11 protein-coding genes are annotated in these 13,700 nt (G+C 41.0%); 7 read left to right on the forward strand and 4 right to left on the reverse strand.

The window, feature by feature from the left end:
* Positions 1-270: 270 nt before the first annotated feature.
* From KZC02_RS06785 to KZC02_RS06805, 5 genes are all read left to right on the forward strand, one after another.
* Positions 271-1,056 (forward strand): NrtR DNA-binding winged helix domain-containing protein, encoded by a 786-nt coding sequence (locus KZC02_RS06785; protein ID WP_229254044.1) that lies wholly within the window; start codon positions 271-273, stop codon positions 1,054-1,056.
* Between the two features lie 420 nt (positions 1,057-1,476).
* On the forward strand, positions 1,477-2,310 hold the full coding sequence (locus KZC02_RS06790; protein WP_221393404.1) for an AraC family transcriptional regulator: 834 nt from the start codon (positions 1,477-1,479) through the stop codon (positions 2,308-2,310).
* Positions 2,311-2,385: 75 nt separating this feature from the next.
* A complete protein-coding gene (locus KZC02_RS06795) occupies positions 2,386-2,898 on the forward strand; it encodes an SgcJ/EcaC family oxidoreductase (protein WP_221393405.1) in 513 nt (170 codons plus the stop codon).
* A 240-nt stretch (positions 2,899-3,138) separates the two neighbouring features.
* Positions 3,139-4,170: a sensor histidine kinase gene (locus tag KZC02_RS06800; protein WP_221393406.1), complete on the forward strand. Its 1,032-nt coding sequence runs from the start codon at positions 3,139-3,141 to the stop codon at positions 4,168-4,170.
* Complete coding sequence (locus KZC02_RS06805; protein WP_221393407.1) at positions 4,151-4,915, forward strand: LytTR family DNA-binding domain-containing protein; 765 nt, start codon at positions 4,151-4,153, stop codon at positions 4,913-4,915. Before KZC02_RS06800 ends, KZC02_RS06805 begins: the two co-directional genes overlap by 20 nt.
* A gap of 29 nt (positions 4,916-4,944) precedes the next feature.
* On the opposite strand, the gene KZC02_RS31570 is transcribed toward KZC02_RS06805, so the two are convergent.
* The 3 genes from KZC02_RS31570 to KZC02_RS06815 form a co-directional block, all read right to left on the reverse strand.
* Complete coding sequence (locus tag KZC02_RS31570; protein ID WP_229254045.1) at positions 4,945-5,328, reverse strand: hypothetical protein; 384 nt, start codon at positions 5,326-5,328, stop codon at positions 4,945-4,947.
* A gap of 29 nt (positions 5,329-5,357) precedes the next feature.
* Positions 5,358-6,563 carry an STN and carboxypeptidase regulatory-like domain-containing protein gene (locus tag KZC02_RS06810; RefSeq protein ID WP_229254046.1) on the reverse strand — a complete coding sequence of 402 codons (1,206 nt, stop codon included), beginning with the start codon at positions 6,561-6,563 and terminating at the stop codon, positions 5,358-5,360.
* Between the two features lie 194 nt (positions 6,564-6,757).
* A complete protein-coding gene (locus KZC02_RS06815) occupies positions 6,758-7,648 on the reverse strand; it encodes an NmrA family NAD(P)-binding protein (RefSeq protein ID WP_221393408.1) in 891 nt (296 codons plus the stop codon).
* Between the two features lie 617 nt (positions 7,649-8,265).
* Here KZC02_RS06815 and KZC02_RS06820 point away from each other — a divergent pair.
* Both KZC02_RS06820 and KZC02_RS06825 read left to right on the forward strand, forming a co-directional pair.
* Positions 8,266-12,084, forward strand: a complete 3,819-nt coding sequence (locus KZC02_RS06820; RefSeq protein WP_221393409.1) for a DNRLRE domain-containing protein — start codon at positions 8,266-8,268, stop codon at positions 12,082-12,084.
* A 221-nt stretch (positions 12,085-12,305) separates the two neighbouring features.
* Positions 12,306-12,986 carry a VOC family protein gene (locus KZC02_RS06825; protein ID WP_221393410.1) on the forward strand — a complete coding sequence of 227 codons (681 nt, stop codon included), beginning with the start codon at positions 12,306-12,308 and terminating at the stop codon, positions 12,984-12,986.
* A gap of 84 nt (positions 12,987-13,070) precedes the next feature.
* Here the strand turns inward: KZC02_RS06825 and KZC02_RS06830 are convergent, their stop codons facing one another.
* Positions 13,071-13,529: a nuclear transport factor 2 family protein gene (locus tag KZC02_RS06830; protein WP_221393411.1), complete on the reverse strand. Its 459-nt coding sequence runs from the start codon at positions 13,527-13,529 to the stop codon at positions 13,071-13,073.
* Positions 13,530-13,700: the final 171 nt, after the last annotated feature.

Below are 13,700 nucleotides of genomic sequence, written 5' to 3' on the forward strand. Positions count from 1 at the left end.
TGATTAGGATCGGTTTTACTTGCATCTTGACAAACATTTTATAATGATGGTGAGACAAAGCTATAATTATTTTATTTATTGTCTTAAAATTAGACAATAAATATTTTTATGTTATAAATTTGTATTGTACAAGTAATCTTCATTTTAACGAAAATTATGTATTAAAAGCAATCAGATTAACTTGTTTCTCTCTGATCGCTTTATGTGCTCAAACCGAGCTGAGTGGGTATATTGCCGGTTTACAGACTGCCTTAGTAACTTTGTCCTGAAATGAAAAACACACAGAATTTAAAAGATATGCCCGAACAAACCTCTATTCATTATCCAAGCAGTAAAAATTATATAGAACAGCTTTCGATTGATTGCGTGATATTTGGATATCATGAGAAACAACTTAAAGTATTGGCCCCAAAGCTAAACTTCAAAGGCGATTTCTGGGCTGTCCCCGGCGGCTTTGTGTATCAGAATGAAGACATTGATATTGCCGCCAACAGGATCCTTCAGGAGCGGACCGGAATCAGCGAAATCTATCTCGATCAATTTTACGTTTTCGGTAAAGCAGGCCGCAACAACATCGAATTCATGGATAAACTGATTGCCCTTAATCCCGAAAGATTAAGCGAAAATGGCCTTTATAAAAAAGAGTACGACTGGTTCACGAGAAGGTTCGTTTCGATTGGATATTATGCGCTGGTGGATATTAATAAAGTAATTCCGCAAAAAACAGAATTGGATGAATCAATTCTCTGGTACAATATCAAAGATCTGCCAGAGATGATCATTGATCACAATGAGATTGTAAATAAGGCACTTGCTGCACTCCGTTTTAATCTTGACGAAAAGCTGATTGCATTTAATCTTCTTCCCGAAACTTTTACGATGAAGGAAGTGCAGGAACTTTACGAAGCTATTTTTGATAAACCATTTGCGCGGAATAATTTCCAGAAGAAAATACTGGACCTGAATGTGCTGGAAAGGTTGGAAAAGAAGTTTACAGGAGCAGCGAATAAGGCTCCGTTTTTGTATCGGATCAGGAAGGAATCGGTTATGTTATAAATGTTCTCATTGCTGAAAAAATCGACTTTTGGCTAGTTATTTCCGAAAGATTTAAAGGTTAAATGTAAGTTCTCCTATTGCTGAAACAAACAACTGAATCATATATTTCCAGGATTAGAAAAATAAAACATATGCTGATTTCATAGCTAAGATTGAGATTACTTTAATAATGAATGTGACAAGATTCGGGATTTGATTTAGATTCAAATCCAACTGCCTAAACCCGCCATTAAGTTAGTCTATCCTATTTGTATTCAAAGTACATAATATGTGATTTTTCATCCAAGTTAACCGTTCAGTAAGTATTAGAAAGGAGATTTTGAGCCCAAATAAATAATTTGCTCTTTTGATTATTACTGTGCAATATTTACGCAAATCAGCATCTCATCTCTTAAATGATATGCTAAATCAATGTGCGTCATGATCAATAAACAATTATTTTTCGCTCCTCATCCCGCACTTTGCCATATTGTGAATAATATCATGATAGGTCATACTGTCACAGATGATTCGCAAATCCACCTTTCCTTTCAGTTCCCACCATTACCGGAGCATTCTATTTTGTTCTATCCACATGATATTCCTATAGTACAAGATGTAATTACAAGTCAAGTTCAAACACTATATGCATGTACCGTGACCGGACCTCAATCAGAGCGAACTGTTCTTGCACTTGGACACAATCACCTGATGATTAAGATTGGGTTTCAGCCAGGAGTTTTATACAGATTACTGGGACAACCTATGCATTTGATGCTTCAGCAGGATTATGACGGTGAAGCTGTATTTGGAAGTGGAGTAAGGCTTACAATAGATGAATTAGCCAATGCCCAAGACTTTATGACGATGAAAAATATAGTTGAAAAATTTATGTTTTTCAATTTGACAAAAATTAAAAAACCTGTTTCCATTGACTATGTTATTCCCGAAATAATTAAACATGGAGGTATGCTGAAGATTGATACGCTCGTAAAGCAGGCAAATATGAGCAATCGTCAATTTGAAAGGGCATTTAAAGACAGGATGGGTGTTTCACCCAAATTTTACAGCAGGCTTGTGCGTTTTGGAAAAGCATGGTTATTGAAGGAAAATAACCCAGGGATTACATGGACGGAAGTAGCGTATGAATGCAATTATTTTGATCAGATGCATTTAATTCGTGATTTTAAAACGTTTACTAATACCAATCCGAAAGACATTTCAAATTCTTTTGAAAGGCAACCCTTTCTTCTTGTAAAAGGTATATTTCATTAACCTACAAACGTCGTATTTGTACTATTTTTAAAATGCTGATCAGAATAGTTTTGTGAAAATCAAAAAATAATTATCATGAAACATCTGCTCTTAATTTATGGTCTTGTTTTACTCCCAATCCCTTTATTTGCACAAGGCCACACCAATGATGAAATGGCGATTAAAAATGTAATTAGGCAACAAGAATCAGCATGGAACAAGCATGATTGGGACGAATTTAGTAATCATTTTACTGATGATGGCACTCTAATCAATTTTATCGGTCAATTTTGGAAGGACCGAAACGACATTACTGCACATTTCAAATTTCTCAGTGATTGCTGTCTGGCCCCTACTACGCTAAAATTCGAATTTGTAAGTGCGCGGTTCCTTACACCAGATGTCGTTATAGTTTATCTGCAAGAGACGCTCATTGCTGATAAGGATTATGAAGTACCTTTTCACAATTACAAAAAAGGGGAAACAGACTACAAAATGGTAACAAACGTTTTTGTCAAAACAAATAATGAATGGAAAATTACCGCAGCACAGCTTACCCTTATCAATCAGATAGTTTCACCTCATAATTCATCTGGTAAACAAAATTAAAGAAGGTATGAAACCTATAAATTTGTGTACTTCGCAATTTTTAACTTTTTATTGTTAATGTAAATTGTTCTGTTAGGTAATCATAATTTTTCTTAAAAATCATCGAAAGGTGATTTTTTGTGTTTACGGGTAAAAATTTAAATAACCAGATAGATCAGCAATAGCTATTCAACTCCAAATTTGTCCGTTTCAGTCATAAACTCCGCACAGAATCGTAACTTCCTGAGCTAAATTCAATTTATGAAATCTACTTTGCCATTTTCAAATCTTCACCGGATAACGCTTTTGATGGCCGTATGGATCAATTTGTTTGTTCTTGTACTCATTTTCAATAACCGGACTGCGGATCCATTCACTATTCAAAAGATTATTAAAAGCTTCATTATCATTTACATTCTGGGGCTTACAAATATCGCGGTTATCTATTTTGTCCAAAAAAAATATGCGCATAAAGTGAAGAAAGCAGACAGGTTAAGGTATTTCTTAAGTACCTGTTTAAGTCTGGCGGTATTTATGCTGTTAAGTTTTGTTCTCGAAAACATTGGCACGGATGGCAACGAACTGGTCGGCCAGGCGCGGGTCAATGCGCTCATTCTCGTTTTTGTTATTTTTCATATCCTGACTGTTGTCCTGCATGATCAGGTGATTTTGCAACATAGCAAAACACAGGCTGATTTGGAAAACATGCAGTTAAAGGCAACCGTCAGCGAAGCTTCAAACCTGCTGCTGCGGCAACAGATACATCCCCATTTCCTTTTTAATTCATTGACTATTTTAAAATCGCTCTACAAAAAAGATCCGGTAAAAGGCGAATTTTATTTAACCCGGCTGGCCAATTTCCTGAGAGCATCTATTTCTGATCACGCGTCCAAAATCACCAGTCTGCAAACAGAATTGCTGATGTGCCTGGATTACATGGAAATGCAGAAAATCAGGTTTGGAAACGCGCTGGAATATCATGTAAATGTTTCTGAGGAAGCCAAAACGAGGTTTGTTCCGTTTTTTTCTATTCAGGTGCTTCTGGAAAATGCCATTAAACATAATGCACTCACGGAAGCCAATCCATTGAAAATAAATGTCTATGATACCGGTGAAAACGTTACCGTGGAAAATAACCTTCAGGTCAAATTAAATAAGGAAATTTCGACTGGTCAAGGGCTTGCAAACCTCGCTGAAAGATACAGCCTGCTGTCGGATGACCGGATATCTATTATACAGGATTCGGAAATTTTTAAAGTAACGATCAAAATGTATGAAAATAGTAATTATTGAAGATGAAAAATGGACAGCGGAAGACCTGGCTGAAACCATCATTCAGGTAGAGCCTGAATCCCAGATAGTTGCCGTACTGCAATCGGTAAAAGAAGCAATTGCATATTTTAAAATTAACATTGCACCTGATGTAATTTTTAGTGATATACAACTTGGAGATGGCCTGAGCTTTGAAATCTTTTCAGGTATAAATATTACAACACCCGTAATTTTCTGTACTGCTTTTGACGAATATGCGCTGAATGCCTTCAAAGCGAACGGTATAGATTATTTATTAAAACCGTTCACCCAGGTTTCGGTACAGTCTGCTCTGAACAAATTTCATAATCTCACCAATTCACAGCCAGTAAAAAATGAAAATTATTTCCAGTCATTTATCCAGGAAATTACCTCTCAGTACCAGCCAAAACATTCTGCGATTCTGGTGTATTACAAAGATGTGATCATGCCCGTTAAAGTAGATGACATCGCTTTATTTTATGTTGAAAATGAAATTACGCATCTTCTTACCTTCGATAATAAAACCTATTATCCAAAAAGCAACCTGGACGAATTGGAAAAAACAGTTGGCAACCTCTTTTTCAGGGCAAACAGACAATGTCTTTTAAACAGGAAAAGCGTAGTGAATGCATCGAGCTACCTTTCCAGAAAATTGTCTGTAGCTGTTTCAGTTCCTTTCAATGATATTATTACGGTCAGCAAAGAAAAGACGCCGCAGTTTCTTGCGTGGTTGTCGGGGAGTTAAATGACGACAGTAAGATTGTTTTATAATTTCTACAGCCGTCCGTAATTCCAGCTCATTCCACCCTGCCAACCTAACCAGGCCTGTGTATTGTGGTTCACTTTGAAGCGAAAAAAACCTTTGTCATCAAAAGACTGATAATCAGATTTGAATTCATTTTGTTTGGAATAGAATAACGAAAATGATGGCCCTCCGTTCAGAGAAAACCGCTTGTTTAACCTAAGATCCAGGCCGGTTTGAAGTCGATAAAGGATAGGACGGATTTTCCAGGCTCCGAGATAAATACTTTGGTGGGTGATTTCGGTATTGAATTTCAGATTCCTGTTCAGGTCAAATTCCCGTCCAAAACCAAAGCCAAACACATAAGCTTTCCGCTCCTTATCCATCGAAGAACCCAGGATGAATATATTATACAATTTGCTGTTTCCTGATTTCCAGGCTACATTCAAGGGTACAAATTCATTGGCATAAACAGAAACAGAGCCATTTCCTTTTTTACAATATTGAGAAATCCAATACTATATCCCGAAGAAGTATCAGCAAGATTGATCATCCCAAACTGGACACCTTTCAGGTTTTTAGCATAGTTAAACAGCACTGCCAGTTGTAAACCTCTCATATTCCTGCCGCCGATATTACCTACGACACCCATTTGTACTCCTTCAACGCTGCCTTTCGTAATGTTTCCAACTCCGGAAATTTGAACTCCACGCATTTGTTTATTTACAAAGCCCCCAAATCCGGACATCTGTACACCATTCAGTGAATCCAGAATCTGGTTATAAATGCCTGATATCTGTAAACCGGTAAAATCGCCAGCAACGGCATTGAACGTAGTCGACATTTGTAAATACCTTGCATCTTTTTTAGAAATGTTAAAAAGGCCACCAATTTCAATTCCGTTTACACCCGCTGTATAACCACCATAAATGTTCAGTGAAAATTTGTTGATGATTTGCGGGCTTAACCTTCCATGTGTACTTAGCCCGGGGGTTAGTGAAGCCTGAAATGGCAGGGCTACAAAAAATTTGCTCAGGTTACGGCTTTGAGCGCGCAGGCGTGAGGAAACAAACAATCTTACCAGCCAGGAATTATTTTTCTCTGAATATTTTATGATCAGCGTATCCAGATCAATCGCTTTTGGATGTATAAAAACTTTTAAGCCGGATTCATTTTCAGTACGGATCACAAGTGAAGTATCAGCGTAACCAATTTTACTTAAAGTCAATGTCAGAGGGAAGCTCCGGTCGCGCAGACGAAGCCTGAAAAAACCAGAGTCATCGGTTAAATCGGATACCAGCTGTTGTCGGGAATAAACGCTCGCATAATCCACCTCCTTACCAGTTTCACTATCAAAAACCTGCCCTGTTATCTGGTAGTATTTCTCTTTCGGTGCTTTCTGGATAATAATATATTTACCTGTTTCTTTATACAAATACTTCCCCGTTAACAGCAAGTCCAAAACCTGCTTCACGGGGTTAGATTTAACAGAAAGTGTAACGAGACTGTCACCAGGGATGATATCACTATTATAGCTGAACGAAAATTCACCCTGGTCTCCAATTAGTTTTAAAACTTCCGAAACAGGTTTATTCCGGACCGAAACTGAAACAGCTTTACTCAGTAATTTTTGTGCATAACTAGCTGGCAACAGAAAAAATAATGCTATCAACGTAATTAGCCAAAATGAAAAACGGCCTGGAATCATATTAAAAGTGGACACATACCCTGAATCCGGTTTCCGTTTAAATAACATTCATATAAGTTAAAGAGGGATTCTCAATATATGATGAGAAATCCCTCTTTTGTGTAAATATAAATGTCAGTTCACAATAAACGAACTTCCTAAATTTCCGAAATAATATCCGGGGCACTTTCCCACTTAATTTCCGGATACCGGTTGTTGTCCAGTTTTTCGTGCCGGACACTGAACATACTGTGCATATACTGACTTTGCTGCCACCTGGGATATAGTTGGTTTTCACCATCCGGATTTGCAGCCCTTTCTTTTTTATTAAAAGCGGAAAGTTCGTCCAAAGCTCCCATTGGAATGATCTTAAATTCTTTTTCTTTAATTTTTTTGCCGAGGTCAAACATATCGTTCGCACTTACCTGAATACTTGCAATGTTCAGTTTGGCAGGAGTTTCATTGTCCAATGCGGCAGCGGCGGTATACTCGGCGGCATTGTCCTTTGTTGTGAAATCAGTTTTCCAATCCGGATCATCACCCCAGTAACCAATTGTTTGGTTTTTTTGGTTGAAAAATGGTGTATTGTAAGCAAGTATATCGGAAAAGGCGCCAATAAAAATAGAAGTTGAGGCTATATCAGCCTTATCCAGCTTTTTATGAAATTCTTTCCGAAGGTCAAAATTTCGATTTTCCCCTTCCGGAAGATTTGTAAAATCGGAGGAATAATCAGAAGGAATAAATCGGGGAACACCTGCTTTTACCGCCGCTTCAAGCAGGATAGATTGGGCGTCAACAATGACGTCTTGTAAACCTGCAAGTGCCGAAACAACACAGGAAACGCCGCTGCAAGCTTTGGCCAGATCATTAACGTCTGCCATATTCACTTCAATAACATTTGCACCCATAGAAATCAATTTCTCAATTTTTTGGGCTTCACTACTTGCACGGACAATCGCGACAACATCCGCACCTTTTGCTATTAAAGCTTTTACTATCCTTTCACCAAGATCACCGGTAGCTCCGGCCACTAAAATTTTTGCTCTCATTTTATATTTTGTTACTGAGTGTACTTAATTATGCTTCTATTTTTCACTATGCGTCCTCTACGCCACCAAAAAAATAGTAAAAGAGTTATTTTGAAATGTCCTTATCAGTGTCCTTAAAAAAAGCTTACCAGACGATAGACATTAATTTTAGTAGCCTAATTTCCAGTCCGAAAAGTTATAGGAAAACTACTGTATCCTACTGAAATATCTTAACAGTTTTAGAACACCAAGCCTAGGTCGTTTATAGAAACCAATTCCATCCATCAAATAGTATTAAACCTAGGGAACGCACAATACCCGTCTGGCTATCACCACTCCGGAAGGTGTTAACCTATTTAAAAGCCTTCAGGTGCGTGTACAGATGTAACTATCAACCGCTGATAATCCGTGGTAAGTAAATTGCCTTGATATCCTTGATTTATTGTGCATTAATAACTCTTAAATTAAGTATATCAAAGTATATTTAAATTTTATAACAAAATAGTTCAACTTTTATTCAATTTGATTAGTATTCCAGAAAAGTTTGTGCCTTTTGACTGGTAGCTGACGTACACTGTCATCTGCTTCTAAACCGGGTTGTACAGTAGCCGTTTATTACCTTTTAAATCCTTGCTGCCATGATCAGACAACTACTCATGCTTGCCGCAGCGATATTGGCAAGCACTCTCATGACCGCCTACGGTCAGCAATTCGAACTCGTTAAGGACATCAAACCCGGCACAATTATTAACGGACCTAGTCTTGAGTACGGTGTAACGTTCAAAGGACTGGTATTTTACAGGGCATACTCCAGACAACTGGCACGCACAGACGGTACGGAAGCAGGTACTTTAACGCTGACCGATCTGGCAGACTATGAGATCAATGAACTGGAGAATTTAGTGGCTGGAAAAAATTATGTGTACTTCCAGGCCATGTACGAGGATTATTACTGGCTATTTCGAAGTGATGGCACCATTGCCGGAACGATACCGCTCCATCCGGTATCATCGCTCTACCGGACCAATTCGATTGACATTAACGGGACGGTGTATTTTTCGGGCTCCACACAACCTGGCAAGCTTGAGCTCTGGAAGACCGATGGTACGGTGGCCGGCACGAGCCTTGTTAAATCTCTGGACAATAATCTAAATGACTACGAAGGCATTACCAGGACAGTAAACTTCAATGGTGTGTTGTATTTTATGGTGGAAAAAGGACTTGGTACCAATACTGTTACCGAATGGTGGAAAAGCGACGGGACTTTGGCCGGCACCACACCTGCACTTTCGTTCAGCCGCACGTTTGAGCCTGTCACCATGGGCAATTTTCTGTACTTTGCGGAAGATGGCGCATTAAAAAGAACAGATGGGACCAATGTAACGACTATCCGCCAGGGATTTACCAGTATCAACGGACTATCTGTACATGGAAGCACACTTTATTTTACTGCCAACGACGGCATTACAGGTGAGGAGCTCTGGAAGTCAGATGGTTCAACTGCCGGAACGACAATATTAAAGGATATCAATCCTGACAATACGATCAGTAACTACTATCTAAGTCTAAGAGCCAGTCTGAATGGGATTCTTTACTTCTGCTCGGTTACACCGGGAAAAGGCGTAGAGGTCTGGAAAACCGATGGTACAACTGCGGGTACGGTCAGGGTAACGGACATTAACGACGATCCGGCCAATTCGGGGCTTTATCAATTACAGGTGGCAGGCAACCAGATTATTTTTATTGTTGACGGGCCAAATATCCGTGGCCTCTGGAAAACCAACGGAACGGCCGCCGGGACTTCGCAGGTAACCACTTTTAGGGTCCGAAATGTCTATCCGGTTGGCAGCCATGTCATCTTCAATGGAGAAACCGCAAGCGGATTGGGTCTGTACAAAAGCGATCTGACAACAGCGGGAACAAATCTGATCACCCGGCCAGCCGGGCTGGCTTCCCGCCCATCGAAGATTACCAATGCCGGCGGGACCGCATTTTTTCTGGCAGATGATGGTGTACATGGAAATGATTTGTGGAAAAGTGACGGGACTGCTTCAGGCACTCAGCTGGTAAAAGAGGTTTTTCCTGGAACATCCTCTGTATCACTGGAATTTGAAGCGACCATTAACAATACCGTCTACTTTGTAACGAACCTGAACGTGCTCTGGCGATCAGACGGAACAGCCGGCGGTACGATCAAACTGAAAGATGTATCTGCCGGATCGTCAGGTACTAGCCGGATATTTGGGGTCACCGCAGTTAACAATATCATTTTCTTCGGTGTTCAGGATGGTGATGAAAATTCCCAGCTCTGGAAAACCGATGGAACCGTCGCAAATACAGTCATGGTGAAATCGCTGGTTGCAACATCCGAATTTGAGCCGGTAACATTCAATGGAAAATTGTATTTCGGAGCTTATAATGGCGTTGACGGCTATCAATTATGGAAAAGCGATGGTACTTCGTCCGGTACAGTACTTATAGGTAATCCTCCATCCAGCTCCGGCTATTACTTTTCCGGGGCTGGGATGATTGTAAACGGCAATTTCCTGTATTACATGGGCGTCGGCCAAAACGGACTCTGCCTCGTGCGGACCGACGGCACTGCTTCGGGCACAACGGAGATAAAAACCTTATCTGGTGATGTTTCCGACTTACACAGCGCCGGCGGGCTGGTTTATTTTACTATTGTTCAGACCGGTTCCGCCGAAAGCCTCTGGAGAAGCGATGGCACCACCGCCGGAACTTTTCATCTGGCTGACTTTGACGTTCACGAAGAAACAGGAGACCCCTTCTTTCGGCACTGGGACGATGCGAACGGAAAGCTGTTTTTCACCCCTTATGATAAAACACAGGGTGACCAGTTGTGGGTAAGTGACGGTACTGTTGCGGGTACGCGCCAGTTGACGCATATCCTCAAAAACCCGAAAAATTTTACCGCCCAGTTTTCTGCCATCGCTGGCAACATTTTCTATGGAACCCAGTATGATCCTGCAAACGGGCTCGAGCTTTGGAGGAGTGATGGCAGCGAGGCGGGAACTTATATCATAAGTGGATACAACAGAGCGCCAGGAGAATTAACTGACTTTACCGGAATGGCCACTGTCAATGGTATCCTCATGATGGGATTTCAGGGGGAGCTTTACCAATACAATCCGGCAGCGATTTCGACACAGGCGGTCAGGATCAACTCAGGTGGCGCGGCATTCAGTGCTTCTGACAATCGTATGTTCACCGCCGATCAGTATTTCAGCGGAACCACGCAGCTTTCCAATGCTGCCAGCGGCGATATCCTGGGGACCACAGACGACCAGCTGTACAAAGAACAACGCTTCGGTGATTCATTCAGTTACGCCCTTCCTGTTAAAAATGGTCAGGTGGAAGTCGTGCTGCATTTTGCAGAGATCTATTGGGGTGTACCTTCCCGAAGCGGCACGAACGGCACAAACCGAAGGAAGTTCAATGTCGATATAGAAAGCAGCCGCAAACTGACTAACTACGATATATTTACGGCAGCGGGCGGGGCTATGCGCGCCAGAACAGAAAGCTTTACGGTGACTGTGACGGATGGAATTTTAAATATAAATTTTCTGTCCGGTGCTGCTGACAAGCCCATTATTGCCGCGATTGAAGTAATACCTGATGGGCAGATTGTTCTTGAACCCGTGGCTGATGCTTACGTACGCAACACACCCAATCAGGAAACCAATTATGGCAAAGAAACTACCCTGGAAGTAAAAGCCGGCAGCCTCCCCAGCTACCAGCGGGAAACCTATCTGCGTTTTACGCTCAACGGCGTCAGCCAGGTCAGCTCGGCCAAACTGCGTATCTACGGCTCCAATGTACAAAGCAACGGGACTGCTTTATCCGTGTTTGGCGTGGACGATGACAACTGGCTGGAAACAGGCATTACCTGGAACAATGCACCCGAAAGTGAAGAAGTGGCAATGAGCAGCGTAACAGTAAGCAACACAAAAAAATATTATGAGCTGGATGTGTCGGCTTATGTCAAATCGCAGCTTTCAGGCAATGGAGCGGTCAGCCTGCTACTGGCCAACCCAGGTCAACAGAATGCACAGATCAGCTTCAACAGCCGGGAAAATGCAGCGAACCGGCCACAGCTGGTCATTCAGACCAGGCCTTCGCCTGATGCAAGAACTGGTTTAGAACAGGAAATAATACTTGCAGGGATCAAACCGGAATCATCAGCCATCTATCCGAACCCGGCAGCAAAACAATTCATAGTGGAGACCTCTAAAAATCATCAGGGAAAAATAAGGATGCAGCTGATCAACCTGTCAGGGAATATTTTTCAGATCCAGCCCCGGCCTGCCAATATACCTGGCAACCGGTATGAGGTAGATGTTTCCACTATGCAAATGCCAGAAGGAATCTATATCCTGAAAATCCAGTCCAAAGCGTTCACAGAAACATTAAAGGTGCTGCTGACTGAAAAGTAAAACTGCCATTAACAATTTAATTCTTTCAAAGGCGATTAATTGAATTAAGGTCTTTAAGTCAAATCGAAGTACCTGAATAATACGTGAGAATCGGATGAACCAGGCTTGTAGAAAAAAAGAAAATCGTATAAGTAGTCATAATAATTTGAGCGCTTGGCGGCATTGATCCGGGCGGGCAATCCGGTGAGCCGGAACTGTTTTCCTTCTAATTTAAACGTGCAATGGAGTTAGACCATATTTTCCTATTTACCCATCAGGCTGAAAAAGCTGCAAACGCATTACAGAAGTATGGACTGAGCGAAGGCACAGCAAATGTCCATGCCGGACAGGGAACCGCCTGCCGGCGCTTCTATTTTCAGAATGCATATCTGGAATTAGCCTGGGTGATTGATGAGGATGAAATCAAAAATCCAGTCATCGAAAGAACCAAACTTTGGGAAAGGTCCCAATACGAGCTCACTAAGTATTGTCCCTTTGGCATTTGTCTAAGAACCAAACAGCAATCAAGTGATTCGGTGGATTTAATTTTTGAGGATGGCTGGCGATACTACTCCATTTATCTACCCGACGGCCAATTTGCTAACATTGCGTCCAATGAGGATTTCACAAACGAACCGATGCTTTTTGAAATGCCTTTTTTTGGCATAGCACCAAAAGATTACCCGGTCGAAAAGCAGCAGCCATTGACGCATACAATGGGCTTTGGAGAAATCACAAAAGTAACCTTAACCCTGCCTGCACCCTCCAAAGGCTTATCATCGGCCATGAAAAAAGTTTGTCAGGATTCTAGTATACATATTTCGTGGGGAGAGCTTTATTCCGTCAATTTAGAATTTGATGATGGCCAGCATGGCCAAATGCACGATTTCACTTCCCTGATCCCATTAATTATTCATTGGTAGAGAAATTATAAGTTCCAAAACCACAAAACCCCGTGGTTGGTATTTACCGGTTAGATTTCCCATTCGAGTTTTTTCTACACAGGACTATTCTACGCGTATAATTGTGGCCTGCCGGGCAATTATGCCCCAGCTGTTATTTTCATATTTCCAAACATTGGTAAATCGCCTGGTCACCAGTTTTCCGGCATTGTCCTGCTGTCCCTGAGGTCTGATTTTCTCCTCTCCCATCACTATCGCCAAATTGTCATTGAAGGTCACTTTTTCAATAGCCCGTTCAAATGATAAATAATTTAATTTGCCCGTGCGCAGGAGCATTTTAGTGCCTTCAACCGTACCTACCCGATTAGCTGGCGCATGGATCACCATGTCCGCCGACCAAAGCTTGTTATATAATGCCGCAGAATCACTATTCAAGACCGCTACCCTTTCTTTATTTTCAAGGTTTCTTATTTCTGCTTCTTGATGCTGTTGGGCAAACGTTAGATGGGCTGTCAACACGAATGAAACCATGACAGCCAAAACAGCCAGGATTTTCTTTTTCATACTAATTTTTACCGTTGAAAAGATTAACAGAAGAAATATAATATTTTATCTGTCAAACATTTAACTATACTATTTGTAACGCAGAAAAACTTATTAACCGGTGAATGTGAACAACATAGGCGGTCAGTGAAATTGTATCTTCCTGGATTGCACGCAGGTTTAAACCAAAAT

The sequence above is a fragment of the Dyadobacter sp. NIV53 genome (assembly GCF_019711195.1).
Classification (GTDB): Bacteria; Bacteroidota; Bacteroidia; order Cytophagales; family Spirosomataceae; genus Dyadobacter.